Below are 26365 nucleotides of genomic sequence, written 5' to 3' on the forward strand. Positions count from 1 at the left end.
CGACCATCTGCCGGCGTCGCCGCAAGATCGACTAGCAACGCAGCACCTGGTCGCGATGTAGGCGGCACCTGGTTCATCAGTTGGTTGATGCGGCCAGCCGGGCAAGAAGGTCAGTCAAAAGTCGGGGCTGAACCGCGCCATTCTCGCGATGGAGTGAGTGTCGCCATCGGCTTGGTGATCAGATTACACGGAACGGCGATGTTACCGGCCACGCCACCGTACCACACCAGCCAGACGTGTCCGGACCAGGCATAAGAGGGGCAGTAACGGCGCGTACGTCACCGCTTCAACAACAAGCTGCTCCAAGTCCCACAAAAAGCCGCATTTCAGGCGATTGGAATGATTATTTTTTTATTTCTTCGCTATTTATTTAAAAAAGATGACGGAAAAAATATTCTTAGTAGCTTGTTTCCGTATGTTATGACAGACTCCTTAATCAGTCATCAGATTAGGAGTTTGGCATGGAGTTAGTAACTGAAATAATTGGATGGTGCAACGGGCTGAAAAAATGGCAGCAGGAAGCACTACGCCTGATTTTTTCAAATTCCCAGCTTTCTTCATCGGATACAGACACCATCCTGCAGATGATTCGTTCGGAAGATGGGCTGGGTATAGCGCCAGTTGATTTTAAGCAGTTTACAGCTGAGGACATCCCTGGCGCCGGGGGGGCTAGTACTGTGAGGTTGGTCGGTTTATCCGGTTTGAATCAGGTTAACGGTTTTCCATCTGGGCGTTCATTTTCTCTGCATCCCGACGGTATGACGATCTTATTTGGACACAACGGCGCCGGTAAATCTGGCTACGCACGTGTTCTGAAAAATGCTTGCAACGCTCGCCATAAAGTAGCTGTTCTTCCTAATGCAGCCGATCCGAATCCAAGCACGCCTTCTGCTGAGTTCGCAATATTAGTTGATGATTTGCCTCACGCCGTGAGTTGGATCCAAGATACACCGGTACATCCTTACTTAAGGTCTATATTAGTACATGACGTAGCCTGTGCGAACGATTACGTTGATGCTGAAGGCGTTACATCTTTCCAACCTTACGGGTTGGCTCAGGTAACGCGTTTGGCCTCGATGCAACGAGATATGCAGGCTCAAATTAATGCCGAACGTAGTGCTCTTTCATTAAATATCAACCAATTTTCATCGTTGAAAGGCGATACTGAAGTAGGGGGCTTCATTGACACTTTAGGAGAAAATTCTGATCGTGCAATACTTGATAGACTCAGTTCGCTTAGCGATGTAGAAATACAACGGATCTCGCTTATTAAACAAGCCTTAATGGAAAGCAATCCTGGTCCTAAAGCTGCAGAATTAGAACGTCTAGCGACCCGATTAGACCAAGCAAAGCAGCGCGTAGAGGGCGTACAACGTTGGGTGAGTGATAAAGCACTTGCTCGTGCGAAGGAACTCATCGATGCGGAGAGAGTGGCCCATGAGGCGATGGTTATCGCGCAAGCGCAACTCAAAGGACTTGACGCAAAAGTTGAAGATGCCACGCAAGGAACAACGGATATTGCGCCCCTTTTAGAAGGTACTGGCGGCTTAATTTGGCAGGGATTATATCGTGCCGCCGAAGCGTTTTCTCATCATTCCGCTTATTCTGAGCAGACCTTCCCGTATCTCGATCCCGATGCACATTGCGTGCTCTGCCAACAATCGTACTCGGCTACGGCTGCTGAACGCATGCGGAATTTTGCTAAATTCATGGCAAACAGCACAACTTCTGAAGCAGACACCGCAAGTAAGGCGCGTTTGGCTGCATTTGCAAAGGTCAAAGAAGTGGATCTTCACATTCTTGATGCCCCGACACTTGCCGACGTAGAAGAGCGTCTACCTAAGCTCCACGTAACGATAGTACAAGCAACATCTGTATGGGTAGTGCGGCATGCATGGATGATGCAAGTTTTAAAGTCTGGCATTTGGATGGATAGCTCTGACAGTCTTTTGGCAATAGAATCTGATCTAGATGGGGCTTTGATGATAGCCGCCGCATCTCTCCGGGCAGATGCTAAAACCATACTTGCTTCAGGCGATCCCCTCGCACGTCAATCCCTTGTTAATGAATTGGCAGAGTTGGAAGCTCGTAAATTACTGTCGGTTCATCATCAGGCAGTCGAACGCTTTATCAAAGATAGTTTGACTCTAAGAAATTTAAATCAATGTTATGCAGCCTTAAACCCACAATCCATTTCACGCAAACTGACGACACTTGCAGCGAAATATGTGACTGAAGAATTAGCTACGGCCATGAATGCTGAGCTCAAAGCCTTGGGTTACCGCCGGAGAGTCCGTCCGGCATTGGTAGGGCGTACTGATCTAGGCATGACAAAGCTTACTCTTCGACTGACTGATATTACAGTTAAAGCGTCCAAGATTCTTTCCGAAGGCGAGCAACGTGCCATTGGCTTCGCTATGTTCCTCGCAGAACTTGAGTTGCAAGCTCATTCCTCGGCGGTCGTGTTCGACGACCCCTCTACCTCATTAGATCATGGTTACCGTCGGGCCATTGCACGGCGCCTAGTCGACATGTCTTCCAAGCGCCAGGTGCTGGTATTCACTCACGATGCGGTTTTTCTGTCAGAACTAGCGATGGCGATAAGCCAAACTGGTTGTGCGGCAAGTTACAAGACTGTCAGTTGGGACGATGGACCAGGGTTAGTCAAAGACGGACTAACGTGGACGATGAAAGATACAAATGCGAGATTGGCTGAACTTCGTGAGAAAACCAAGGAGTTTAGAACTGATCAAAGCGCTTACCCTAGTGATGAGATCGAACGAAAAATATCGACAAGTTACACCAGTCTAAGAGGCACCATTGAAAGAGGTATTCGCGAGGTCTTCCTGAACAATACGGTTCAGCCATTTAGCGACGTCGTCAGTGTGGATGCATTTGGTGCGGTAGTTGGCCATCCTTATGACGAGTGGGAATTGCTTCAATCAATTTACGCAAGGGCTTGCGAGGCTACAGAGGCACACGATACCCCTGCTGAGCGCCAACTTCCTCTTCCATCACGGGACGAACTGCTCGCAGACATAGACCAAGTCATTGACTTGATTGAACGTGCTAAGGCGCGTCGTAAACTCTATGAGAGTCAACGCAGCGCGCTTACAGCTAAGAGAAAAAAAGCATTGGGATGATTAGTACCTGTTTTAATCAACGTTTCTCTAGAGGTCTCACTGTAGTTACTTGCTATTTCGACCTCCACACCAACGATCTTCACTCTATGACACAGCCGCAGACCACACTTGAAACACTAGACGTAGTAGATCCGGCCCAATTGCGCCGGATTGAAGCGACGCACAGAGGTTTTTTCTATCAACATCTATACGGAGTAGCTTGTTTACTAATGCTACAACGGCTTGAATGGAGTCGTATGAGGGTAGAGTTGGATGAAGATCTGGAACTGGAGTTCAGCGGTCGCTACGTATATGTTCAAGTCAAAACACGCTCGGACCCCATACAGTTTTCTGACATTTCTTCCGCGCTGACTCGATTCGATCACTATCGTGGTCTTCATGTGCCCGGGGGCAGGACAGGTGAGCCTGAATTTGTGCTGGCAGTGAACCGAGATGCGGGGCCCGTATTGGCCACACGCATCGCTGCTGCAGAATTCGCACAAGATGTGCGTTTTTTAAAGCCGAATCATCCCCTCCAAGGCTTGCCGCCGGTATGGGCAGACAGCGAAGAAGCGTTTAACTGGTGTGTCACAGAAGCTGAGAGGCTCCCCTTTGTCATGGTCGCCCCTGATGTCTTGGTGCAGCACCTGGCGGGCGCAATGATGCGAATGGCCGGAGGCCTTGGTGAGTTCAAGCGCCATGAAATCACGGCAGCAACGGCAGCGCAGATGCTGCAACAATTCGTGCACCAAGTTCACGACTTTCCGTCTCCGCCCCTGAATTACCGACCACAGGACAATGAACCCGCTTTCATTACCGATGACACAATCCGCCTCATCGTAGGATTTTCGGGGGCCGGTAAAACGTCGTGGGCCGCGCAAGCAGCGTTGATGAACGTGCGACCATGTGCCTACTTCAATATTGGGGACGTTCCTACCTCATTTATTATTCGGTCCCTGGCTAGGGAGCTAGCTGCACACTGGTTGGGCGATACACCGGCGGTACGACAGGCAGTTGCGAATGGCGCTGTATCAGCTGAAGAGGCATTACGCTTGGTGGCCTCCAATTTAGCAGGGAGGCAAAATACTTTCACTATTGTGATCGATAACGCTCACAAACTAAGAGCCGAGGATGCGCAAACAATTGGCTCCGTCGCGGGAAATTTGAAGCTTATTTTTCTAGCGCAGCCGACGGCAGAGTTGGACTTATTGAGCGCCGCGTTAGATGTGGAGCACGAGACGTTACTTGGATGGAGCGGCGACTCCATCGGATATGAAGCATTCGCTCAAAATTGTGTGGTGAGCTTGGCCACCGCGAACCGAATACGAGCTCTTACCGCAGGTCTTCCGCTCTACGTTCGCAGTGCCATTGCCGTTGCTAAGCAAGAATACCATTCGGATCTCGATGCGTTCTGCGATGCTTTCGAGGGCCAGGCGCTAAGCGTACACACTCGACAACATACATTGTTGGCTGGTGTTTTTAATGGACTCGACATCCCATCTAAGCAGGTGCTCGCATGTGCGAGTCTCTCCGATGTTCCCCTCACGGCTGAAGAAATTGCTAACGTTGCGGTAGCTTTTTCGCTTGATCAACTTGCTGTTGTGCGCAAACTTCGTGCGCTCCGTGCAAGCGGTCTTTTGCAAGCCTACGGCAGCCAGCGCAGTAAAGTGCACGACGCTATACGACCTATCTCGACTGAATATTTGCTCGAAGATGCTGAGTCAGGACGTCGTGCAAAATCTCTGTTGCGTGATTTGATTGAAATTTCCCTCGGAAATGACGATGGAAAAGAGCGTTTCCCGCTATTCGTTAAACTATTGATTGATCTTCAGGAGGTTGCATCACTTGCTGATTTTGGTAGCCAAGAGGCTTTTCACGAGGGCGCAGGGTTTCCCCAGATGTGGCCATTGCTGGAGAGCGCAGCAACCGATACCGAGTTGGAAGCGGAAGTACGATTTGAGTGCCTTGACGCGGTTTTATATCACAGGCAGAGGCATGGGCCAAAAGAAGCCGTTGGACCACTACTGATTCAAATGGAAAGGCTGTTTGATGAAGGACTGAATAATGCCCGCTCGCGGCTCGTGTTCATGCAGAAAAGTTTGGATTATTTTGCATCCATACGCGACGTTGTACGCGTCGAAGAATTGATCGACGACGCAAATGCCTTATTGCCCGACAACGCATCATATCGTCGGGTCTTCGCGTATAACGCCGCAGTCGCATACTGGAAGATATCGAAACCTTCAAACGCAGAAAAACTGCTTACACCTCTTGTGAAAGAATATGTATCAATTCTTGCTATCAATACCGTCGAGCTGATGTCGAACCCAGAGACATATTTGAGGAGGATTAGAGCAGACCAAGAATACGCTGACAACTGCAAGCATCTAGCGGACTGTTTTGATTTACTCGCGCGGATTAACGAAGAGTTGCAGAGGCCAACCACAGGGGAGCGCAAGATTGCTGTTCGACTCTTCGAGATCACAGGCTCATGGGACTCAGCAGCACGGGTCGGAATTGACCTGATTTACCAGTATTTGGGCCGTGGTGAGTTGCCGCAAGCCTTGGCCTTGGCAGGTGATTCGTTGCCTCGTCTTGCGACTGTACATAATGTGGTTCACCACATCATCCCCTTGCGCTATCTGCACGCGTTTATTCTTGGTCGCATGGGAAGGACCAGTGAAGCTCGTGAAATATTGAAGACTGCAGACCCTTTTTTTTCTTCCATGTCGATCGGCGAACAGCAAGAAGCGAAACGGCTCACGGATCAATTTCGATGACCGAGTGAACAATGCTGCACGCGGCGTCCTATGTGGCGCCACATTAGATGAACATTCAGCGGAATCTGGAGCCTGATTCCCATCTCTCACTRAAAAGAATTGCATTGGGAGCCGGGCACATGCCACTCCAGAGGAATTTTCACTCTCGTTCCTTATCCTCCAAAAAAATAGGTCGCACCTAGGTGTTGTGAGATTACGAGTATTTCTCAGTTGAGCGAACTGCTATCATGTTGGGCATCGGCGGGGTTTGGTCAGAAGCGTTCACTAAGCTTCGTCCTTGTGTGCACGTTAGCGATAGCGATCAGGGGATGCTTGAATTTTATTAATTAAAGATCATCACCTTGTGCGCTCTCATTTTTCGAGTTTAATTGGTTTAACTTGGACAACAAACTCGACCACGTCATTATTCGAATACATCTAAAAATTAAGGGGATTTCTTTGGCAATTAATAACGAAAAAGATCTTGGCGAAGCAATTAAAAATGGGCAGGATACAATTGAGATTGAGGGTGATCTCGGCAAGAAAGTGGTACGGATTAAAGCAACTGGAAATGTTGCATGGCTCGTAGCATTTGGAGCCATCATGGTTGCAGTTGTTGGTATATTGTATCCAGTTCCAGAACCCACGACACAAGTTGTGACTAAAGCTTTCGCTTTTACTAGCGCCGGAGCGGCAGTCACCATTCTTGGGGCCGGAGCAACAGCTACCGCAATATCAATTGCTGTAGCAGCCGGGGGTGTGAGCGCACTGAACAAGTTACGAAAGTATAAAATTGTCAGTGCCGCAAACAATCGAGTTGTATTGAAAAAATCTTGATTACCAAGAAATAGTAGCTGTTATTCCGGCAGTAGCGGACTTATCATTTCTAATTTATTATTCGGTCGAACCCAACAGTCACGCGGGAGCCGTTTACCATCGCTATTAGTTGTTCGCAATCCATGAATCGGCGGAAAACGTGACAACAGGCCTACTGGTGGATGGGGATTCAATTGGTCAATGCAATACTCTGTTGAACCGCACTATAAGTAGGGGCTCTGCGGCCAAAGTAAGCTCCAGTTTCGGCGTGCTGCCGCTAGGTGTTCAGTCTCGTTTGATCATAAACGTGCTTCACGAATAGTTTCGGCTTCTTTTTCCTGCCGTTCTTTGAGTGTCTGGATGAGCGTTTTTTGCGCCAATGGCCCGTTGTGGAGTGTGATGATTGTAAACCATTGAATAGTGGAGCCGGAAGGGCTCCGGATCGACCAGAGTTCCGAATCCGATCTGCTGCAATAGCTCCCAGATACGGCCATTGCGCCGTTTGACCATGCCATTCGTTTGTTGATATCGAGGCGCGCCAGATGATTTTCAACTTCCATACTGGCACAAATAGTATCGAAGGTGTGCTGGCCACTGAGTTTCCTATCCTTTGTTGTAACGCAATCTCAGACAAGCCATTTAAGCAAATGATAGGCCAGTGTGTCGTAACCAACTATGCTTTTATAGCATCCAGAAGCAAGTGCTCTGCTACTGCATCAGTCGGATATGACATCTCTCTCTGCCCTTCATAGCAAGGGAAGGCTAGCATGTAATCCTTCGCCCTCGTTATTCTCGGAAGGCTCAAGATATCCTGCGGTGCGCAACACCCTCAGATTTAACAGCAAGCTGGTCCTGGTCAATTAATTTAACGCAGTTCACGAACGCATAGTGAAATTATGGCGATTTAAAACTGCAGCTCAACAGGCCGAGAATCTAGTCTGATAACATAACAGATTTTATCGAATTACTTTGACTTATGATAATTTTATAAATTTTCATAATCCAAAAACTAACATTAAAGTAAATTGGCTTGGTCTACATCATAAATATTGATGCCTTGATACACGGCACATCAATCGGGACGGAATAAAAAAATTAATGCAGAACTATTCAGAAAACTGGCGGCACCTCAAATCTATCTTAGCTGGATACACGACAGAAAATAAAAGACATCAAATTTACTCGTATTCGGATCACGTCGAAGCTAAGGCATTGTCGATTTTTCTGGCGCATGCCAACCTTGCCACCCCTAAGTTAGACCGAAAAACTGTAGCTGCTGTACTTGCTGGGCAGCAACGTTGGCCGAATGATCTCGGCACAAATCAGTTTGAGGGGGTGAGCCTGTCGTTATCGTTACTTGAAGAATACGGGTTAGTGGCATTTTATGCAGGCTGGTGCACTGTCCATTGCAAAACTCCAAGAAACTTGGACGGCGTAGATCCAAGTTTAACCGAATTGATCAGAGCCATTGAACACTTGAAGGAAATCAGTTCTGGCCACAACGGCTACATCCGGCCGCATTACAGATGTCTGGTAAGCGATTTGGAGAGGCAATTGGAAACAGATTTTGGTGGCAAGCCGATCGTAGAGCTTCTTCCAAACTTATGCATTGAAGACGATCACTTCATGCTACCGCCTGGCGACCAAAATTTCAGCTCGTTGGTCAGTACTTACCTTTGGCTCGTGCTACGCGAATCATTCGAGCCCAAGGAAACATTTGCTCGTTGGATCTTGTGTCTCCGCGTCAACTGTAATTGGGGAATGCCTATTCTATTTGATTATTTAGAGCCTGAGGAACAATATGAATTCAATAGGCAACTAATAACTTACCTCGCTCAGGACGAAGCACTCAGTCTGCCAATTGAAACCTTGCAGAAGCAATCACTTAATGAGACCGAATTTTCAAACATTATCAGCCCTTTTAGATCTAATCTGCATGTCACCATTGATACAGAAGGAAATGGTAGTTCAGAACAGGAAGAGATCGTCCAGCTAGAAAAATTAACTTTGAGGACGTTGAATACTGCCTACCCAACCTATAATACTGATGACTTTGATGACCTGCAATTCGTCCAGCAGATGTATCAATTCAGACACTCGCGGGGTTTGGATGTCTTCTACATCTCGATGCTGGTCAATGCCATCGAAAACAGTATTCGAATTGATGGGCAAGTACTCATATCTTCCGGAATTTCTGACGAATTGCTCGAATTGGCCACTTCTCGACCAATACTGAAACACCTAATGTTAAATTTGCTACCGAAATACGACTGTGCCAACTACCTGATCTGGTTGCTTTCGCGGCCGGCTACTTGCGACATTGGCCTGTTTTATTTGACTCAGCAATCATTTGCTAGTGCTCACCGGGATAGCCACTCATTCATTCAGCACTTTGACAAAGGCTATCATCAAGTTGTCTGCCATGAATATCTTCGTACCATCGAGGAGGAGTTTGACAGTGGTGAGCGCCTGCTTAGGATAGTTGAACTCCTGGGCAACCGATGTCGTCTGCAAAAAAACGATTTTCCGAAAAGCTCTGAGTATCAGCTTCTACTTTGTTTGTTAGATAGTTTGAAAAATCAACAAGCCATACAAATCGGGCAGGCATTTATACACTCCCTTACTATGACCGCAACAGCTAGAGGCTATCAAACTCCGAAGAACCATTGGTATCTCGTTGGATTTTGGCTATTTGAACGTCTTGAGGGATGTGGTATCGTTCCAACGGGAACGTTGATTCCCTCATTGAAGAAGGCCTTTCTAAACTATTATAAGGTCGAGTTTACGGAAAACCTAGCAGGAGGTCGACATAACCTGGAACCCAGCGTCTTCTTTGCCGCACTCCCATGGCATAAGCTCATTGGGAGCGACGAAGTAAACCAACTCCTCACAATATCGAGTAATTGTAGCGACTGGCAGGCGCAACTAAGTTATTCGAACAAAAATAATGTCGCCTTCGGTGCGGCGGTACGGCAATATCTCCAAATTTTAATCTGCGTTGGACGACCACAAAGAAATCCAAAATATTGGGAACGCGTAGCGTATCGGGTGGCCGAGATAGTCCGAACTCTGGGATTCGGCCCGCGTGAGCAGGCCACTTACTTATTCGACGTAGCATTCTATGAAAATAAATATGACCTGTGGCCTCAGATCTGCTCCTATACGAATTTATTCCAGGAGAGCCTATATGATGACTTCTTTGAGCGCTGCGTGCACCGAATTCCCTTGGATCAACTGTTTGTCCTACTTGAACACTGCCCCGTAATTGCGCGAGCTCAGAAGTTGCAGGACGTGATTGCATCCAAGCAGCAATCCGAAACCGGGGACCTCGGGCTCGCCAGCCTTGAGAAGGCGTTCATATCAGCATGGAATTCCGGTCATACCATTCTAGCCAGCAAACTAATTGGTGTCGCGAAAGAATACTTATCCGACGAGCGCTTTGCAAAATCTAATAATCATCATATTTTAAGTATTCGCAGGGCGTGGCTGAGTTATGAGTTTGAATGGCAGCTTGTAACTCTCCTTGACGAATTAAAGCACAATCCAGACGAGTTTGCCGAATCAGCGTCTCAGATACCACTACCGCACGGCCGCCAAGGCGACGCTCAACTACCGCATGATGAGCGTGCGCAAGCACAAAGATGCGAGCGCTTCAGGCGCTACATCATTGCTGCAGCCTATTGTGACAGCGCTCCGGAAAAATGCGTTCGCATCATGGATGCTCTCCACAAAGAAACAGGAGATCACAATCACAGTTTCTTGTTGTTCAATGGCCGCTTGGCGGTCCTTGGAAATGGTGGGGACACTACACAGCGTCGGCATGCCTTGCTGCAGTTCCTTCTCGACATCCGGAAAATAGAGCCCGAACACATGTCGCCCCAGTGGATCAGCAAAATCCTTGAAACCTATCGACAACTACATGATACGCTAGAGATTGACGCATTCTGGATGAAACTCACTCTAGACCAGCAGGCTAGAGTCGAGATTCTGCGCCCCTATTGTCTAGCACTGATAGCACGCGGTGAAGCATTAATTGCCCAACAAATCACTCTTCGCTATTGCCATCTAAATCCGCAGACACCCGAGGGGCTGGGACTCAATGATCTTATTGATGAAATCAGCAAAGCTTTACCACGCGATCTGTCGGTGAGCCAGCTCGTCCAAGTAATAAATGAGGAATCTCAACGCAATGTAGTGCAACTCACAAAACATTACAGCCAAATAGTGTCCAAAGAGTTTGAAGACTATGTGGCCATCGTTGGGCAAGGACAGCAGCCTCACGAATATCTGAAAAATGTGGTGCTGGAAATAGCCCACGAATTGTTACTTCGCAAGAAAAATCTACAAATACACTCGAAGAAACCGCGCGGCAAGAAAAACGTCCGCATCACTAATGAGGATCTAATAAACGATTGGTTCACATCGCTGTTTGACAAGCGGATGGCCGAGGCCCGCGTTGGACTGAGAGACCAGAAGCGTGGGGGGCAATCGACTTCCGGCAAGAGTCCGGGAGAAGTCGACGGCTACATCACTGACGCGAAAAACAATCGCATTGCCATCTTCGAAGCTTTTAGGCTATTTTTCATGAACACTACCGTCATCTCCGAGCACTTAGACAAAATTTTTGGATATGACAATGAGTCACTTAGCCCCGTGTTCATCATCGCATATTGTGATGTCAGTAATTTTTCCGCGTTAGTTCCCCGCTATGCCAAATTCATCGCTACCAAAGAATATATTGGCTACACCAGAATCTACGGGGCCTATAACACACTTGATGTACTACGTAGCACGGATAGTATATGGGTAGGTATGGAGCGGCGTCGTCGCAATCATCATGATGTCGTTTTTTATCACATGCTACTGAACATGAGCACCAAAGAAAAACTCACGCTTTGAATCGCCATGACCATTGTTGACGCTCCTGAGCCATAACGATCCTGTTGATCAAGGTTGCCGGTTCACCAGCAAGGACTGGCGCGATTTCTAGACTTCGGTTCGGCTGGAAGCAAACATGAGCCGGCGTGGAAACTGTCACGGTAATCCCCCCATTTTTAGATTGCGCTAAAAGTAGAGGTTAAGCGGCCATGACAAGCTTCTGTTGTGGCGTGATGCCGTCTGGTGCCATGTCGCGCTGGCCATGAGCGCAACTCAACCGCCAGCGCGCAAAGTCCCCGATCTGGCCGAGCGCACGAAGCAGATGGCGGGCCAGTCTATCGTAGTCAACTGTGCCGCTGAAGCGCGGAAAAGCAGGCGTTCTGCCGTTGCCTCGGTCAGCTAAGCCATCCTTCGCCCGCGATTATGGCTAGGAAAGGCCTGCTTTGCTAGCACGCGGCATGAGTCTTTGCAGGGCAGGGGATAGACGTGCCAGCCCCGATCTCGTCGTTGGAGCATGCAGCTACGAGATCGCACACCTGGAGTCTGCCAGGCCACCAAAGTACTAGCACTCCATCGGTTTTCGTCGTTTTAAAACTATGAGTCAAGAGGGTCTAAGCTACTGATGGCGATTCATGTTGTCGTTTCCGGGCTATACCCAGCCCTGAACAGCGTGTAAATGTGGCCGGTCGGACGCTTACCTAAAATGCGCTTATCACGGCTGCGGTGGCGCTGGCTTGGTCCGTTGCGTCAGCGCACGTAATCGCCGCATCGTGTGCCTGGCATGCGCCTGTGCACGCCGTCTTCGCGTGGTGCTTCGTGCCGTCGTGAAAACGCCTGACACCCTCCCCCAAAGCCGTCGGAGTGCACGCATCGTACCGCGCCCTGCCGCCCATACCATCTGCGTTGCATCCTTGAACAGCTGCACCGTGCGTCGGATCTCGGTCCGGCTGCGCGATCCCATGGAAAACAGCTTCATCGTCGAGGTGGCGATTTTTCCGCCAACGACCAGGCAGAAAAACCCGTAATATAGCCAGCGATAATGTTTGCTGCGCTTATCCTCCATGGTTAGGGCAAGCAGACTTTGTTGCTCCTCGCGCAGGCGAACCAGCGTCGGGATAATGCATTCGCTCGCCAGCGCGGTCGTCCGACCGATGTGTTCCTTGTCTACCTTTCCATCAAGCGGGTCAGCAAAAGCGGTGCAGTACATAGATGGAGTGCCCAAGCACACCGTGGAAGGCGGTGCCAACTGTGAGATGCCGGGCGCCAGGTGCTTGACCGGACACATCGCCGCATTGTATGCGGCGATCTCGCGCCGTATCGCAATGACTTCTTGGGGCGGGAGGGGACGACGAAAGTGCGCGTATATATCGGTCGAGGTGCGCGGACCGAACTCTGTGAAAATCGCCACATGGGCGCTCGCGTAGTCCAGCAAGGTTTGCTGGACGTCGGAAGCCCAGCGACACGAGGCAGAACTGGTGCGCTGATGTTTTTCGCACCACGCCGCATAAGCGCCCGTTTGACGCGCCAAATAATTGCTGGCCTGGCGCGACGTGGACTGACTTTCTGCCAGTTCCTTCGCGTGTTCGCCCACGCCTGCATCAGCCACGAAAAACACGGCAGCGACGATGCCTGCAGTGCACCACAAATGATCGTACAGGTGACCGAACCGGTCCCCCAAGGGGAGTATGTCGGCTAGTAGGATCGTTATGGACCACCCCAACAGCACACCGAGTGCGAGCAGCGGCAGAAAGCCGAGCGGAGCGCCCAGCATCCCGGTTCCGCTGATGGCGAATTGATCGGGAAGATAACGCAGCATCGGCCATAGCGAAACCAGGTTGAGGCATCCAGGCAGCGCAAGCAAGCCTGCTACGCCCATGGCGCCGCGTTTGCGGCCCAGGACGTAGCCGCTTACTAGGAACAGGACAGCTAGCGCCAAGCTGCAGAGCGCGAGCATCCCGAGCAGCGGTATGGCAGCTTGCGCAGGAGACCAGTAACTACTGACGATATGTCCCTGTGGATCGCGCTGCACGAAATTCGATGACGCGATGCCCAGTCCTTCCATGTTTTGTTGTATGTTCCACGCGGCGCCATACAAGGTCGAGACATACGGGTACAGAAAGGTTTGGAGCATGTCGGGATCCCTCAGTGCATACAGATTTAGCGCGATACAAATAAATTATCGCCTAGATTGAACGTAAGCGGTGGTGGTTTCAAGGAAAGCGTCCAGCCGCCCCATCTTTACAGCGTATTTAGCGTTGGATCGAGTCCGGGAACAGCAACAGCGAGTCGATCTGGCTGTTTGGGGGACGTCGGGAGACGTTCCAAGACACTGGCCAGCCATCGCTCCGGATCAAGGCCGTTGAGTTTGGTGGTGGCGAACAGGCTCAGGATGGCGGCGGCACGGCGGCGCGCCCGTTCCGAACCGGTGAACAGCCAGTTCTTCTTGCCAATGGCGATGGGACGAATGGCGTTCTCGAACGGGTTGTTGTCGATCGGCAGCGTGCCCAAGGCGGCATAGGGTGCCTGCGCCGGCCAGCGCTTGAGCGGCTGGTCGACCGCCTTGGCCGTGCCGAGGCCGGCGGCAACAGTCCGCTGAGCCGCCAGCAACCAGGCGTGCCGTTCGGGTAATCCCCCATTTTTTAGAGCGTGCTAAAAGTAGAGGTTAAGAGGCCATGGCAAGCTTCTGTTTTGGCGTGATACCGTCAGATGCCATGTCGCGCCGGCCGTGATCGCAACTCCACCGCCAGCGCGCAAGTCCCCGATCTGGCCGAGCCCACGAGGCAGATGACGGGCTAGTTTATCGTAGCCAACTGTGCCGCTATCGCGTTCGGAAGCAGGCGCTCTGCTACCTCGGTCGGATAAACCATCCTTCGCCGGCAGTTATGGCTAGAGACGGCCTGCTTTTGCTAGAGCGCAGCAGAAGTCTCTGCGGGGCAGGGGATAGCTTCAACTCGCGAACTGCCGTGCTTCGTCGTTCGACCTTCTTCCGAGCAGCAGCCGGCGTGATACCTAGCCATTTTTCAAGGGCGACGGCAAGTTGGCCGCTTAGCTGGGGCCCTTCACTCAATAAGACGTCAAGTACATCATCACGCATGGTCATCTTCCTATGTCACAGAGCGATATTTATAATAGTAAGGCGGCGTGACAGTGGTGCGAAAATTTCTGTCGTGGCGACGAAAAAGATGTTTAAAATCAGCATCTTGAGAAATTCACGAATCGAGTTTCTGGTAGGGGCGTTGTCACAGTTCAAAACACACTTGCATGTTGAGCGCCAAATAACGACCAAACTACCTCTTCGGCGGAGCACGTGTAACGCCAGGATTACCCTCTACGCCAGAAGGTCATTCCTAGACTAACACACCCGCAATTATGTTTCGGGAGTACGTTAATACACAGCGATCCGTTCGTCCTAGTCTCGCACGCGTATCGGACAAGAAGTGAACCGCCCCGGATTTTGTGAAGGCCGGTTAGTATGAGTGGCTCAGTCGCATTGGCGACACGACCCCTGCCACGGGATAGCTGCACTATCGAAGCCTTGACGGCGCGCCATGATCAATTTCAAAGGAATGCGTTTTCCCGATCGAAGTCATCTGGGTCTGTATTCGATGGTATGCGGCTTACCTGCTGAGCTACCGGCACATCGAGGAAATGATGGAAGAGCGGGGCATATCGCTCAACCATTCGTCGATCAACCGATGAGCAGTCCGTTTGCTGCCGTTCATCGAAAAAATGGCTCTTAATTGCACGTCTGTTTCGGCCGTGGCGGCCAGCCCCAAACCGCGGGCACCGGCAGCGCATCAAGTCAAAGTCGGCGCACCGCAAAACCTTTGCTACAACGCCGCAAAGTGTGTAGTGCAACCAGCCGAAGCTCAAGCAGCTTTTGCTTTAACGCGGGAGTAGTCACTGCAGGGCAGGGGATAGACAGCTCAGACCCGATCTCGTCGCTGGATCAGGCAATCCGGTTTGAGGTACCGCAGTTTCTTTCCTGGAAAATCCGGCATCCAAATACACAATGTGACAAGACCTTACTTCTTTCCACCAAAAAACGAAATAATTGACGATAGCAAACCAGTCTCCGGAGCGGGCGTCGCGATTGTGCGCGAATTGCGAGGTGAATTCACTGAATTTGCTTGGGACTCGGAAAATGACGGGGGGATTACCTTCGCAAATGATGGGAGCTGAGGCAGTGACCTCCTTGGTGTTTCCGTGATAACCGTCGGCACCACAACTTGAACAGCAGCAACCGTCGGTACTGCCGGCACATTCCATTTTTCGGCCAATCGAGATGGAACGACGAGAAGCTTTTGTGCTCTGGTCGCTGCAACGTAAAGAAGCCTGGCCTCCTCTTGATTCAGGACAGGCTTTGGAGGAACATCCTTGCTCAAGCGAGGTTCAAAGTCGGAGAATAAGGTGACGGAATCCCATTCTCGTCCTTTCGCCTTATGACCAGTAGAGACAATCAGATCAGCCCCTTTTTCTTCAGCGGATACAGATTTTAGGTTACGGATAAGGGTGTCCTCTCCATTGGCCAGAACAATACTGACAAAGGACTTCAGGGATTCCCCTTCTTCTGAATCAGAAAATTCAACGACCTCAGGCCAATCCTTAAAGCCAAAAAACTCTGGAGACTCCGCCGGTATGGCGCGTTTCAGCTTGCCCACATCTTCCAGCATGCGGATCAAGTCCTTCACTCCCCCCACGACATGGGGTTTGCGATTTTGGCCGAGAGCATCAATGACAACAGAAACCACACCGGCGTTGGTTCGACAAAGCGTGGTCGCGGTCCTTCCTGATGCAGCGATCCTTGTGTCACGATTGGGGTCCCCAACAACACTTCTCGTCTCCCCCAAAAGCCTTAGAATGGACGTTGCAGCCGCAGCCACAGTGCTCCCAAATCTGAACGACCTGGTAAGGAATGCCTCTGCGTCAGTTTCGACACTAGCCATTGCGTTAACTGCCCCGCGCCATTCGTAGATCTGCTGATGCCGGTCACCAACAAGCGTCAAATGGCTGTCTTGGAGTCGCAGAACACTCAGCACTGCCTCATTAGTGTCTTGGGCTTCGTCCAGTAAAAGGAAATCATAATCCAACCGCGGCTTCGAGAGTGACCAGAGCTTTAGGTAGCCATCGTGCCCTAGTGGCGCTTCGCTTGCAGGATCCAGCATCCTATCCCAAAGATGTGCCGCGAGATCGCTCACGTATTCTTTAAACTCATCCTGATATTTGGGGTCAAGCTTCTGCAACTTCCCAGATAACGGGACGTGGACAACGGAGAGCTCATCGTCACCGCTCTGGCAAAACCGCTGCACGGTCTGCGCAGCCAGGAAAGCGAGCGACCTAGGCTTCAGGGAGATGTTACCTGCAGCTATTTCCTCGATCGCAAGGATTCGGGTAACAAGATTGCTATGCAACGAATTGGTGAGCTTCGGCATGTTCCCTCGATACATGCTGGGCACTGCTCGAAATGCTAACGAGTGCATGGTTCTGCAATCAACAGAGCGAGGAAACTTGGTCGATGCTTCAGTAGCAATGTTCTTGTTAAAAGCCAGGTAGAGCCCATTCTTCTGCGTCGACTTCGCAAGCGCAGTCAGGGTAGAAGTCTTACCAGTGCCAGCGAACGCACTGATTTTGAGTGAGCGTGAAGTTTTGAAAAGGTCTACGGCATGCGTTTGTTCGTCGGTCTGAATCGCCACGAGTCTGCTAGACACTCAAGTGCCGTTGGAAATACCGCTTTTCGTATTCTGCCGGCGACAAGCCATTGCTGAAACTGTGCCGGCGCTTTGGATTGTAAAACATCTCGATGTAATCAAAGATATCCTGCTTCGCTTCCTCCCGTGTGCCATAGGTCTTGCGGCGAATTCGTTCCCGTTTCAACAATTGGAAGAAGCTCTCGGCAACAGCATTATCATGGCAATTGCCACGCCGGCTCATGCTCTGTTGAAGATTGTGCTCGTCAAGGAAGTCGCGCCAGTCGTAGCTACTGAATTGACTGCCTTGGTCGGAATGCACCATCACCGTATTGCTGGGCTGGCGACGCCAAACAGCCATCAGCAGTGCATTCATTGCCAACTCGCGATCAATGCGTGAACTCATCGACCACCCCACCACCTGGCGCGAGAACAGGTCAAGTACAACGGCTAAATACAGCCAGCCCTCATACGTCCGGATGTAGGTAATGTCCGTGACCCAGACGCGATTTGGCTCTTGCACGTCAAACTGCCGCTGCTGATGATTCGGAGCCACCAGCGACGGCGCGCCGCCACGTTTGTACTTGCGCCTGGCGTAACCCGTCTGAGAACGAATCCCCGCCGAGCGCATCAGGCGATGAACGCGATTGATGCCACATTGTTCACCCAGCTCGCGCAGATCGTCGCAGACCTTGCGGTAGCCGTACACGCTGCCGCTTTCCAGCCAAGATTCCTTGATGGGCACCAGCAGGCGCTTGTCTTCCTTGGCACGTTTGCTTTCAGGGTTCAGACGCCAAGCATAAAAACCGCTCGGATGAACCTCGAGCACTTTGCAAAGCCGTCGCACCGGGAATTGGTCCTGTAACTCAACAATTAAGGTGTACTTTACGCGGACGTCTTGGCAAAGTACACCGCGGCCTTTTTCAAAATGTCGCGCTCCTCCGTGACGCGCTTGAGCTCGGCTTTCAGGCGCCGCATTTCGTCGGCCTGGACATCAACTGCCTTGCGCTCTTCCTCCGGAACGCCATAGCGTTTCACCCAGGCGTACAGGCTATGTGTAGTGGTCAACCCATCCCGGACACTACGTTGAGTTTTTCTTCGGCGACGGCCGGTGCCAATCCGTGATTGAACTGATGTGGCCGTATCCAGTTTTGCCGGTGCAGCAGGTAATGGCTGATGTCCCGTTGTGCTTCCTGTGCCGTCATGTAACCAGTTGACGGGTAATCCCTCCAGCAAACGGATTGTTGCATGACATTCCATTCCTCTCGCGCCATTGACGTCATATCGTAGAGAGTTCGCTGAAAAAAGATTTTCAGCGGTATGGCCCCGAATGTGCCCCCTATTTTGAGAATTGCTTCTCGAAGCTTGCAAAGATATCTTCCATGCAGAATCCCAGCGTCCGCTCGGCGCCCGACCCGGGCTTGAAGGGGAGAACCATGTCGCGCTTGAGCGCCTTGGCCAGCACCGTAGGTGCCCCCGCGTAGCTGAGATACTTGCCGTGCATATCTGCGATTTCATGGACATACCAGCCGTAGCGTTCTGGCAGGGCGAAGAAATTGACGTGGTTCTGCACGGGACCGGGTGCGCATCCAAAGCTGATCTTGATCTCTTCCGCTTTAACCGGCTTGTCGAACTTGTCGATATCCTGGACGGTGAAACTGAATGCACCGTCAGGAAATTTAAATGGGTGCGGGAGGTCGGCCGCGAGCGGGTCTTTTTGGAGTTTGATACTGGAATTGCACTGATGGCAGCACGGGACTAAGTTGTAAAGGGAAATGCCCAGGTACGGATAGCAAAAGCGCGGATAATAATGGTCGAGCGGTGGGCGCATCTCCAGCACTTTTACACTTTTTTTGGTACCTGTTGGCCGGCTGTGAAAGTTGATGTGATTGAGGTTGCAGTAAGGACAAATGCGTTCGCCGTAAGTCATCACGAGGTGGTAAGCGCCCCATGTTGAACGCGGCTTTGAGAATTTGTCATAGTTGAAAGTGTTGTGAACAGCACTGACCACGGCGGCTTTGTCTTTGTTATAAGCCGGATCCTTTGCTTTTGGGTTAGCAAGCGCGTAGACGTGGAACCATTTGAATTCCTTCTCGAAATGTCTGATGTGCGCCAGCAGTTCGGTCGGCTCGCCAGCCAACAACGAGTCAATGTGCTTCCTCAGATACCTCTCGATGACGGCTGCCCCGCGCGTTTTCATAACGCTGGGCTCGCTGAACTCCGCCGTTAGGCTAAGGAGTGTCTTGTCCTTTAGCGCTGTCCGGTGAGTTTTCAACGTTGCGGCGGTGAAGAGATTGAGCCGCTTCATTAATGGCGCTCCTCTTCGATTTTGCCCACTAGGTAAGTGCGGATGTTGTCGTCCGCGAGAGCCTCTGCTGTGAGTATTGCTTCCGGCTTGCTGATTTTCTGACCGCCGTTACCAAAGTAATCGGCTAATTGCGTCAGTGCCGGGTTGGTGTAAGCGCCGGACAGTTCGTCCACCTCATAAACGTTGTGCAGAAGGCTTTTCGGCCCAAGACCAAAGCCGTTGAGCGTTCGCCCATGCTCGATATCGATTAGGCAGTTGGGTGGTGTGTCTGCGGCGACGATCAGGGAATGGGACGACAGCAGCACGTGCGAACGCTTCGATATCTTGGGGAACTGGGCCATGAGTTTGAGGATGCTGCCAATGTATTCGCGCTGCCACTTCGGATGCAGGAACATCTCGCCCTCGTCGATGAGGAGCAGCACAGGCCCACGCCTGGAGGGTGTTCCTTCGAGCTTGCTTAACGCTCCGTGCAGGGCGGCGCTGAACACGGCCAGCGCCGTTTCGCCTGAACTCAGTTGTGCGAGGGAGAACCGGACCAATCCTAATGCGCTGCACCGTTCCAGGCTTGCGTGATCGTTCAGACGGTCCTTGATGTTTTTCGCGAAAGTATCTGGCGTGGCCTGAATTTCACTGCGTTTGCGCTGCCTTGTCCAGTTTGACAGTGCCTCCAGCGTCGCAATGATGCCGTCCGCGTCCTTGTTAATGCCTTTGATGGCAGCGTGAAAGCGCGACTCCATATCCCAGAATATCTTCTGCCGCCGTATGTGCGGAATTCGGCGCAAGGCCATGCTGTCGTGGCGCGATGGTTCATCGGAAAGCAGGTTACCTATTGCCCAGATCAGCGACTCTGCAAGCAAGGATGGCCACATGCGAGCTAGCTTCGAATCACCTAGGCGTATGTCCGCAATGCTGCATAATACCCGCAGGCGTAGCGATTCTTGCGCCATAGACCTGCGGGGAAGGCTATACAGCAGTGCTTTCAGCATGCTACCCAAGTCAAGGTCATCGATCTTTTCCGTATATGCGAGCGATAGAAGTTCGCCTATTTCAGCCAAGGGAATCAGGTTGGCGCTAATTCCTATCTGGGCATGCTTCATGAAGCGTCCCAACAGGTCTTTGACTTCGAGCAGTGCCAGTCCGTCTAGCTGATTAATGCTTCCATATCGCGGTGACACGTCGAGGCATCCGGCTCGCTCCAAAAGTCGCTGTCGGCGGTCCCATTCATACGGTGAACTGGTGTAAAACACGGAAGCGATATGCGGAAGTACCTTGGTCCGTTTTGTTTTGCTCGTTCCGCCCAGCCTATAGCCATTTAGATCGGGAGCCGAGTAAAAGTACAACTCGTTGGCACGCTCAAAGTGCACCGAGATATTCATTTCGCCATCCATGCCCAACGCTTCCGCAATGCGCAGCATGATCGCAGTTTTCCCCGATCCATTCGCTCCGAACAGCGTGTGGAGCGAGGCGATTTCATGGTTTAAGCTGCGCGGCAGCTTCCGCTTGGCAGCCGGATCGATTGTGATGCGGTTTTCGCTGAATGCAACGGTATACTCATTACTGAAAGCGATGTTCAGTAGGTCTTGCTGAGTGCGGACGATAATGGAATGGAGAGTGACGGCAGCTTGAACCATGATTACATTCTGAAAGTGTGGACTGGGGGCAAGCTGATCATACCGTATGGGTTGGCGCAATTCCACTTATAGCGCCTAACAAAACCGCTGAATGTATCCTTAGCAGATGAGTATGCAGGCAAGCGAGAGAAACGCCTGGTGGATATCGGCACGGCGCTCGTAGCGGATGCGTAATCGTCGGAATCGGTGCAACCAGCCCAGAGTGCGCTCAACCACCTATCGCCATTTCCCCAGGCGTTCGCGCGACTCGATGTGATTGCACAGTAACGTTTTACCCGCGCCCCGCGTCACACTCATACGCGATAGCAAACGATTCGTATGGCTGCAGGCTGAGATGGTCGGTCAAGCTGTCACGCTGGGCATAGTTGCTGATCAAACCTTGCCCGGCAATGCCGTGCAGCATTGCCGGCAGATCCAATTCGACGTGTTCGCCGCAGAAGTTGTTGACGACAACCAGCTGTTGGCTTCCCAAGCTGCGCCGGTAGGCGAATACCTGCGGGTGTTGCTCCAGCAACGGCAGGTATTTCCCGTAAACCATGACGTCCCAGTGTTTGCGCAGGTCGATCAACTTCTGGTAGTGGAAGAAGACCGAATCGGGTTGTTCCAGCGCGGCCGCGACGTTGATCTCGGGGTAGTTTGGATTCAGCTTTAGCCATGGGGTGCCAGTACTGAAGCCGGCGTTGTGAGTGCTGTTCCACTGCATTGGAGTGCGTGCATTGTCCCGTCCGTTGGCGTGGATGCCGGCCATCATCGTCTCCGGTGACACGCCGGCGGCTGTGCGTTCGCGGTAGAGGTTGAGCGATTCGATGTCGCGATAGTCGTCGATGGAATCGAAACGTACATTGGTCATGCCGATTTCCTCGCCTTGATAGACGTAGGGGGTGCCCTTGAGAAAATGTAGCGCGGTGGCCAGCATCTTGGCCGACTCGACCCGGTAACGGCCAGGGGCGCCGTATTTGGATACGGCGCGCGGCAGGTCGTGGTTATTCCAGAAGAGCGAATTCCAGCCTGTATCGGCTAGCTCGGTCTGCCACTTACTGACGATCTGCTTGAATTCGATCAGATCGAATGGCCGCGGCTTCCATTTTCCCTCCTTGGCATCGTGGGTCATGGTGATGTGCTCAAACTGGAAGACCATCGACAGCTCCTGGCGCGCCGGGTCGGAATACAGCTTGGCGGTTTCCGGGGTGGCGCTCCAGGTTTCGCCCACCGACACTACATCGCGTGCGGCCAGGGTCGCTTGGTGCATTTGCTGCAGCAGCGGGTGCAGTTGTGCGCCGTTGGCGATAATCTGCTGGTCGACCTGTTTGCCGATGAGATCGATCACATCCATTCGGAAGCCGCCGATGCCCTTGTCCAGCCACCAGTTCATCATGCGATGCACCTCTTCCTGCACCTGGGGATTTTCCCAGTTCAGGTCCGGCTGTCGTTTCGAGAACAGATGGAAGTAGTATTCACCGCTGGCGGTATCGTATTCCCATGCACTGCCGCCAAAATACGAACGTTGCTGGTCGGGCGGGAAGCCATCGGCGCCTGCATTGCGCCAGATGTAGTAGTCACGGTAAGGGCTATCCTTGGATTTCTTCGCCTCGACGAACCAAGCATGCTCGTCAGAGGTGTGGTTGACCACAAGATCCATCAGGATACGGATGTCGCGCCTGGCCGCCTCTGCGATCAGCTGCTCCATCTCGGCCAATGTGCCGAATTCAGCGGCGATATCCTGATAGTCGGAGATGTCATAGCCGTTATCGTCCATCGGCGACCGGTACACTGGCGACAGCCAGATCAGGTTGATTCCCAGATGTTGCAGGTAGTCCAGTCTGCCGATGATGCCGGTCAGATCACCGACCCCATCGTGATTGCTGTCTTGAAAACTACGTGGGTAGATCTGATACACGACGGCGTTATGCCACCATTTCTTATCCAACATGATTATCTTTCTCGCTTATGGATTGGCGGCACTGTCTAGCAACGTCCCAGGGATCGTCAGGGGGGAGGGCACAACCGATCTCGTCGTTGGATCAGACAGCGAGAAGATCGCACACCAAGTGCCAGGCAGGACACCCAGGCTCCTAACACGACCCGTCGGTTTATCATCTTTCAAGAACCACGGATTAGGAGAGTCTAAGACCCCAATGGCACCGTCCGCTTCCGCCCCAAAGCAGCCGTTCACATTTGGTGTATCCATTCCACTTGACCGTCAAGAAGTGTGACCCAAACTCGTACATCTGGAGGATCGACAACTGCCACCGTGGGGTCCGTTTCTGCTGGAACGACGTAAATCGCCTCCCACCTGCTCGGCTCTTTGCTGCCAATCCGGCCAGGAAGGATGTACTCAATGGCATTTGACGACAAATATTTCTCAGCAATCCTGAGACACAGATCTTCGGTCATCGCGTTCCTTGGAAATTATCAAATGGCCGCTCCTGGCCGCCTACGGCTGCTTGTTACCCGGCCCCAAAATCGTATCTGCGGTATTCAAAAAATCTTGGAGCTGTGCAGGATCACCCGAATAGCCCTGTGCACCAAGACCAATATCAGCGAGAAGCTCAACAGTTGAACGCTCGCCACGTGCATGGTATTGGACAATGAAAGCTTCGAGAAGCTGGTAGGCTTCTCTCAGCGTTATAGTTCTATCAAATTCAGAGGCATTCGTGTTCATCATTTTCTTGTTTAACTCATGTTCAGGAAGGTCCGGTTTTGGCCGGTTGCCGTGGTTTGCTGATACCGCCCCATACCGGTCATTGAAGTATTGCTCCTGACTCTGGAACTAGGCTAAATGGGCGCCAGCCGCCTGGTGGGTCCCATTCACCATCACCACGAATCCGACCCGCGCTCGCATCGTGAAGGACTACACCGTCGATCCCAAGCGGCGACTGCTCCCACATCAGACCTCCTGTATGGTCAAAAGCAAGAACTTCAGATGCCGAAGTTACAAGCACTGCGATGCGGCTATTTAGGGTCTCAAGGTCGCGCGAATCGTACAGATGGTCAAAGTAACCGTCCAGCTGATGGCGACGAACTTCGCCAAGGTAAAGATCAACGACGAACACGAACTGCCCAAAGCCGATGTAAACAATGCCCTCGGCGAAACGTGTGCTCTGAAAGCACGAGTACCCTGCGCTGGCAAGAATGTTTACGCGAGTCACCGGCGCACTATGGTGAGCGATCAAGACACTGGCAACGATGTTGGATTCTGAGGTTGGGCCGCGAGCAACAAGGACGCGACCATGTTCACTTTGCTCGCCAAGACTAAGAAATTTAACTTCCATCTGCATTTGTTTCCAAGGGATACGTCGAATGACCGCTTCTGGCCGATTGTTACCATCAAATAATGGTTCCTTCCCACAAACTTACGCGCGTCCAAACGTTTCTAGGGAGCCAGCGAGTTTGTAGTCGGTAAGTCCATAAAGTTTCTTTAGTAATGCATCGATCGCTTGAAATAGCATGTTAGGGTCAGCTAACTTGTACTGAACACATGCCAGCCGGCCGGGCGACCAATCGATGATCTGTGCAGGCTGAAGTCCTGCAAAAACGTCGGTGATGAGTGAGACCGGTGACGAATTTTCCGTATAAGAGAAATCCATGTAGTCGCCGTAGATCAGTATCCATACGTCAGGACGCCCAACAACGCTTAGTCTCGCGTAAAACTCCCTTGATGGAAGCTCACTATGGAGATTTAGGCTGCCAAAGGCTCCCTGCAAAATCCGGCGAACTTCTTCTTTTGATTCCTCTTGCATTGCTAATCCTACTCACCTTATGAATGACTTTAATGCGCTGCATCTCGCATGTTTGCACGACCGTCCGCTCCTGGCCGCTTGCCGTCGTTGGCAGGTTCCGCCCCAATTCGGACCTTCGCGATTGGGGCCGACTGCTGTCGTTGGCAGGTTTCGCCTTAAAGCGGCCGCTTACAGATGTTGATCCCGCTCTATTCGCCAAATCTCATGACCAATGTCGCGAGCTACCGACATCTCAAAGTCGAAAACACCCATTATCAAAAGGAGGCATTCGTGTCGTTTGAATCCATCTTTCCAGGCCTTCCGATATACCTCTTCGGCAGAAGCGCCGCGCTGCTTCATCGCTAGGTAGGGAGATGGATCTTGGTTCATGTTACGAGTTTAATCCGAGGGAAAGTATAGGTGGTACGTCTGCTTATGGCCGGCTGCCGTCGTCGGCGGTTTCGGCCCCAAAACGGACCGACGCTAATCTGAACGTCCGAGAAAACCCTTGTGCTTAGTGCCGCTCCTCGGTACCTAGACCTTTGTAATCTGAAGCTGTGCGCTTAATTTATAAAGTGCACTGCATCTGGAGCAGGCGATATCGATAGCTTCGACCACTCTCATTTTCTCCACTTGCCTTAATGGTAAATTATTTGATACCCCGCAGTCCTTACACTCAAAAAGGGCTAATCTCCGTTCGAACGTGAATTCATCATCGCCAACTTTCTCGACGGTATAGCTCTCAGCGCAATTAGGATTGACACATGATACAGTTTGCTTATCGGAAAGTCGTTTCACCCTTCGCTTTACGGGATGGCCGCAGCCATCGCAAACGACCGACACTTCGGGACCAAACCCATTGGAGAGCAGTGTGCCGTCCGCTATCTTCCTCAACTCGGTAAGGCACTGTTGCACTTTTTCCGTTGTCCGCGAGATGTCGCCGTGGATGGACAGTTGATCGGTTCGCAGTTTTGGCACCTGTACGTGTAAAGCTGAATTCGCTAGAGCGTTCCAGAGTTTAGTGAGTTTCTTGAGATCCAGCGGAGCTTGGGTACCGAGCGGGTGGTAGTCCAATTTCTCGAATTCTTCCAGAGTCAGTTCTTGACCAGGTACAGGATTAGGCTCGCTGGCTATCAACAGCGTGAACGAACTTGCAATATGTTCATCCACAAGCTCCTCAACCGCTCTAACTACCTTGCTTGGCGTCCACCCCCCCATATCCGCATACGACGCCAGCTCAAGCGCCAGTTGCATGCGCTCATAGCACAGGTATTCAATCGCCAATCGGCATTCCAGCGCTGCATAGGTTGCACTTTCCGGAGTACGCTGCTCAAGCAGCCCAGAAATTACCTCTATCCGCCGTTTGACATCCAACATTGACGTTCCCTTATTAAATAGAATTTATTCAGGTGCACTCCTGTGCGAATGAGCGGCAATGTCAGCTC

15 protein-coding genes and 4 pseudogenes are annotated in these 26365 nt (G+C 51.5%); 4 read left to right on the forward strand and 15 right to left on the reverse strand.

Features of this window, described 5'->3' with window-relative positions:
* Window positions 1-461: 461 nt before the first annotated feature.
* From CBW66_RS25785 to CBW66_RS25795, 3 genes are all read left to right on the forward strand, one after another.
* Window positions 462-3143: an AAA family ATPase gene (locus CBW66_RS25785; protein WP_086140535.1), complete on the forward strand. Its 2682-nt coding sequence runs from the start codon at window positions 462-464 to the stop codon at window positions 3141-3143.
* Between the two features lie 248 nt (window positions 3144-3391).
* On the forward strand, window positions 3392-5902 hold the full coding sequence (locus tag CBW66_RS25790; protein WP_139841781.1) for an ATP-binding protein: 2511 nt from the start codon (window positions 3392-3394) through the stop codon (window positions 5900-5902).
* 378 nt (window positions 5903-6280) lie between these two features.
* Window positions 6281-6718 carry a hypothetical protein gene (locus CBW66_RS25795; RefSeq protein WP_205701200.1) on the forward strand — a complete coding sequence of 146 codons (438 nt, stop codon included), beginning with the start codon at window positions 6281-6283 and terminating at the stop codon, window positions 6716-6718.
* Between the two features lie 278 nt (window positions 6719-6996).
* Here CBW66_RS25795 and CBW66_RS28800 read toward each other — a convergent pair whose 3' ends face one another.
* Window positions 6997-7257: a hypothetical protein gene (locus CBW66_RS28800; RefSeq protein WP_139841782.1), complete on the reverse strand. Its 261-nt coding sequence runs from the start codon at window positions 7255-7257 to the stop codon at window positions 6997-6999.
* Between the two features lie 538 nt (window positions 7258-7795).
* Here CBW66_RS28800 and CBW66_RS25800 point away from each other — a divergent pair.
* Window positions 7796-11596, forward strand: coding sequence for a hypothetical protein (locus CBW66_RS25800; protein WP_139841783.1), 3801 nt, complete (start codon window positions 7796-7798; stop codon window positions 11594-11596).
* Between the two features lie 691 nt (window positions 11597-12287).
* Here the strand turns inward: CBW66_RS25800 and CBW66_RS25805 are convergent.
* The 14 genes and pseudogenes from CBW66_RS25805 to CBW66_RS25865 all read right to left on the reverse strand — a co-directional run bounded on the left by CBW66_RS25805 (window position 12288) and on the right by CBW66_RS25865 (window position 26297).
* Window positions 12288-13706, reverse strand: a complete 1419-nt coding sequence (locus CBW66_RS25805) for a hypothetical protein (protein WP_086140538.1) — start codon at window positions 13704-13706, stop codon at window positions 12288-12290.
* A gap of 107 nt (window positions 13707-13813) precedes the next feature.
* Window positions 13814-14158, reverse strand: a pseudogene (locus tag CBW66_RS25810) (transposase); the annotation flags it as partial.
* A 1442-nt stretch (window positions 14159-15600) separates the two neighbouring features.
* On the reverse strand, window positions 15601-17268 hold the full coding sequence (locus CBW66_RS25820) for a UvrD-helicase domain-containing protein (protein WP_170933065.1): 1668 nt from the start codon (window positions 17266-17268) through the stop codon (window positions 15601-15603).
* A 7-nt stretch (window positions 17269-17275) separates the two neighbouring features.
* A pseudogene (locus CBW66_RS25825) lies at window positions 17276-18330 on the reverse strand (IS3 family transposase); the annotation flags it as partial.
* Window positions 18327-18482: pseudogene (locus tag CBW66_RS29590) on the reverse strand (IS3 family transposase); the annotation flags it as partial. The pseudogenes CBW66_RS29590 and CBW66_RS25825, both read right to left, overlap by 4 nt.
* Before the next feature lie 119 nt (window positions 18483-18601).
* Window positions 18602-19570 carry a hypothetical protein gene (locus CBW66_RS25830; RefSeq protein WP_086140540.1) on the reverse strand — a complete coding sequence of 323 codons (969 nt, stop codon included), beginning with the start codon at window positions 19568-19570 and terminating at the stop codon, window positions 18602-18604.
* The gene (locus CBW66_RS25835) at window positions 19570-21201 is read right to left on the reverse strand and encodes an AAA family ATPase (protein ID WP_086140541.1); all 1632 of its coding nucleotides are present in this window, start codon (window positions 21199-21201) and stop codon (window positions 19570-19572) included. Before CBW66_RS25835 ends, CBW66_RS25830 begins: the two co-directional genes overlap by 1 nt.
* A 99-nt stretch (window positions 21202-21300) precedes the next feature.
* Window positions 21301-21435: pseudogene (locus CBW66_RS25840) on the reverse strand (transposase); the annotation flags it as partial.
* 37 nt (window positions 21436-21472) lie between these two features.
* Window positions 21473-23131, reverse strand: coding sequence for an alpha-glucosidase (locus CBW66_RS25845; protein ID WP_170933066.1), 1659 nt, complete (start codon window positions 23129-23131; stop codon window positions 21473-21475).
* A gap of 239 nt (window positions 23132-23370) precedes the next feature.
* Window positions 23371-23595: a hypothetical protein gene (locus tag CBW66_RS25850; RefSeq protein WP_086153686.1), complete on the reverse strand. Its 225-nt coding sequence runs from the start codon at window positions 23593-23595 to the stop codon at window positions 23371-23373.
* A gap of 40 nt (window positions 23596-23635) precedes the next feature.
* Window positions 23636-23866 (reverse strand): hypothetical protein, encoded by a 231-nt coding sequence (locus CBW66_RS28805; RefSeq protein WP_139841784.1) that lies wholly within the window; start codon window positions 23864-23866, stop codon window positions 23636-23638.
* Between the two features lie 76 nt (window positions 23867-23942).
* Window positions 23943-24479 carry a hypothetical protein gene (locus tag CBW66_RS25855; RefSeq protein WP_086140543.1) on the reverse strand — a complete coding sequence of 179 codons (537 nt, stop codon included), beginning with the start codon at window positions 24477-24479 and terminating at the stop codon, window positions 23943-23945.
* Between the two features lie 75 nt (window positions 24480-24554).
* A complete protein-coding gene (locus CBW66_RS25860) occupies window positions 24555-24941 on the reverse strand; it encodes a hypothetical protein (protein WP_086140544.1) in 387 nt (128 codons plus the stop codon).
* Window positions 24942-25454: 513 nt separating this feature from the next.
* Complete coding sequence (locus CBW66_RS25865; RefSeq protein WP_139841785.1) at window positions 25455-26297, reverse strand: hypothetical protein; 843 nt, start codon at window positions 26295-26297, stop codon at window positions 25455-25457.
* Between the last annotated feature and the right edge of the window lie 68 nt (window positions 26298-26365).

The organism is Janthinobacterium sp. GW456P, from assembly GCF_002127655.1.
Lineage (GTDB): Bacteria > Pseudomonadota > Gammaproteobacteria > Burkholderiales > Burkholderiaceae_D > Janthinobacterium.

Coding starts and splice junctions, on each gene's coding strand:
- CBW66_RS28800 (WP_139841782.1), bottom strand. CDS start 7,257: ATGGAAGTTGAAAATCATCTGGCGCGCCTCGATATCAACAAACGAATG.
- CBW66_RS25845 (WP_170933066.1), bottom strand. CDS start 23,131: ATGTTGGATAAGAAATGGTGGCATAACGCCGTCGTGTATCAGATCTAC.
- CBW66_RS25855 (WP_086140543.1), bottom strand. CDS start 24,479: ATGCAGATGGAAGTTAAATTTCTTAGTCTTGGCGAGCAAAGTGAACAT.
- CBW66_RS25860 (WP_086140544.1), bottom strand. CDS start 24,941: ATGCAAGAGGAATCAAAAGAAGAAGTTCGCCGGATTTTGCAGGGAGCC.
- CBW66_RS25865 (WP_139841785.1), bottom strand. CDS start 26,297: ATGTTGGATGTCAAACGGCGGATAGAGGTAATTTCTGGGCTGCTTGAG.
- CBW66_RS28805 (WP_139841784.1), bottom strand. CDS start 23,866: ATGATGAACACGAATGCCTCTGAATTTGATAGAACTATAACGCTGAGA.
- CBW66_RS25850 (WP_086153686.1), bottom strand. CDS start 23,595: ATGACCGAAGATCTGTGTCTCAGGATTGCTGAGAAATATTTGTCGTCA.
- CBW66_RS25805 (WP_086140538.1), bottom strand. CDS start 13,706: ATGCTCCAAACCTTTCTGTACCCGTATGTCTCGACCTTGTATGGCGCC.
- CBW66_RS25785 (WP_086140535.1), top strand. CDS start 462: ATGGAGTTAGTAACTGAAATAATTGGATGGTGCAACGGGCTGAAAAAA.
- CBW66_RS25830 (WP_086140540.1), bottom strand. CDS start 19,570: ATGAAGCGGCTCAATCTCTTCACCGCCGCAACGTTGAAAACTCACCGG.
- CBW66_RS25835 (WP_086140541.1), bottom strand. CDS start 21,201: ATGGTTCAAGCTGCCGTCACTCTCCATTCCATTATCGTCCGCACTCAG.
- CBW66_RS25800 (WP_139841783.1), top strand. CDS start 7,796: ATGCAGAACTATTCAGAAAACTGGCGGCACCTCAAATCTATCTTAGCT.